This is a genomic window from Actinosynnema sp. NPDC023658 (assembly GCF_040639995.1).
Classification (GTDB): domain Bacteria; phylum Actinomycetota; class Actinomycetes; order Mycobacteriales; family Pseudonocardiaceae; genus Actinosynnema.
The window spans coordinates 4,409-6,263 of the sequence record NZ_JBFAAX010000339.1 but is presented as its reverse complement, the minus strand read 5'-3'; the positions used below and the strand labels follow the sequence as shown (position 1 = coordinate 6,263).

At 75.1% G+C, this 1,855-nt stretch carries 2 protein-coding genes; one reads left to right on the top strand and one right to left on the bottom strand.

Features of this window, described 5'->3' with window-relative positions; all coding sequences use genetic code 11:
* Positions 1 to 18 precede the first annotated feature (18 nt).
* Positions 19 to 963 carry an MBL fold metallo-hydrolase gene (locus AB0G02_RS25815; protein WP_360798262.1) on the bottom strand — a complete coding sequence of 315 codons (945 nt, stop codon included), beginning with the start codon at positions 961 to 963 and terminating at the stop codon, positions 19 to 21.
* Between the two features lie 93 nt (positions 964 to 1,056).
* Here AB0G02_RS25815 and AB0G02_RS25810 point away from each other — a divergent pair.
* Positions 1,057 to 1,855, top strand: a 799-nt coding sequence (locus AB0G02_RS25810; protein ID WP_360798260.1) for a LysR substrate-binding domain-containing protein, incomplete at its 3' end; no start/stop codon positions are given.

Genomic DNA, 1,855 nt, shown 5'->3' with positions numbered 1-1,855 from the left:
GACCTGCCCGCGTGCCGCCTACAGCTCGTACCAGCGCAGGACCTCGGGGTCGAGCACGCGGGCCGCGAGGCCGATCCGCCGCGCCGTCTCCGCCAGCTCGGCCGCCGCGGCGGGGTTGCCGCGCACCGGCAGCGCGGGGTCGTCCAGCTGGGTCACCATGTCGTCGTGGTGGCTGGGGACCAGCAGCTTCGGCCGGGTCGCCCGCAGGGCCCGCGCGGTGTAGTCGTGCACGTTCGCGTGACCGCTCATCCCGAGCACGAGGACGTCCGGCCGCAGGCCCGCGATCTCGCGCTCGACGTAGTTCGCCGTGCCCGACAGGAACAGCACCGAGAAGCCGCGCAGGGTGATCAGGTACGCCAGCGAGCCGCCCTCCACCAGGTCGCTGATCGTCTCCGGGCGCGGCGGCGGCGCGGTCAGGGTGCCCGGCGCGAAGTACCCGTACCCGCCGAACTGGCTGTGCAGGCTGCGGAACACCTGCACGGTGAAGCCGTGGAAGTCCAGGTGCTCGCCGCCGGACGCCACGATGACGTCGTCGCCCGGGACGCCCTGCGCCGTCAGCAGGTGCCGGTGGGTCTCCGTGCCGATGACCTTCGACCCGTGCTTCGCGACCACGTACGGGATCTCCAGCAGGTGGTCGTAGTGCCCGTGGGTGGCCAGCACCAGCTCCGGCCGCTCCCCCAGGTGCCGGTCCACCAGGTCCTCGCGCACCTCCAGCGGGTAGTCCGCGATGACCCCGCCCCCGGCGTCGAACACCGGCAGCCGGCTCAGGTACGGGTCGATCAGCACCCGCCTGCCGTCGACCAGCAGCTCCCACCCCGCGACTCCCAGCCAGCGCAGACCCACCCCGCTGCGGCCCCCGGTGGGTGCGGGCTCGGCGGCGGACGCCACCCCGGTCGCACCCGACAGCCCCACGCCCGCCACCGCGGCGGCCGCCGACCCGATCAACACCTGTCGCCTGTTCACGCACATGCCCACCACAACACCAGCGCCACCGGGCACGTGTCCAAGTCTGATATCACCACGGTTGCGATACGCGTACGGCTATCATCGCTGCTCGTGGACCTGTTGCGGCACCTGCGGCACTTCCTGGCGGTGGCCGAGGAGCTGCACTTCGGCCGCGCCGCGGCCCGCCTGCACATGTCCCAGCCGCCGCTGTCGCAGAGCATCCAGCGGCTGGAGCGGGAGCTCGGCGTGCGGCTGTTCGACCGCGACGCCCGGCACGTGCTGCTCACCGACGCCGGTCGGCAGCTCCTCACCGAGGCCCGGGACCTGCTGGCGGGCGAGGACCGGTTGCGCGCGCTGGCCGGGCGGTTCCGCAACGGCGCGGCCGGGTCGCTGCGCGCGGGCGTGCCGCCGGACCTGGGTGGGAGGGCGGTGGCGGCGTTGCTGCCCGCGTTCCGCGGGCGCAGCCCGGTCGAGCTGAAGCTGCGGGAGATCGGCACCGCCGAGCAGTTGCGCGCGTTGGCCGACCGGACCCTGGACGTCGGCGTGCTGCGGTTCCCGTTCGACGGGTCGTGGCTCAGCCTGGGGCCGGTGCTGACCAGCCCGCTGGGCGTGCTGCTGCCGCGCGGCCACCCGCTGACCGCCGCCGAGGACGTGCGGCTGGCCGACCTGGGCGGACTGGCGCTGGTGCTGTTCCCGCGCGCCACCGCGCCCGCGTTGCACGACGAGGTGCTGACCACGTGCGCCCGGCACGGCTACACCCCCGCCGAGGTGCACCAGGCGGGCAACCCGGAGTTCGCGCTCGGCCTGGTGCTGGCGGGCGGCGCGGTGGCGCTGCACGACGGTGTCGCGCCGCCGCCGGACGCGGTGTCGCCGGGGTGGGGCGGGGCGCCGGGGCCCGGTCGCTCCGGGC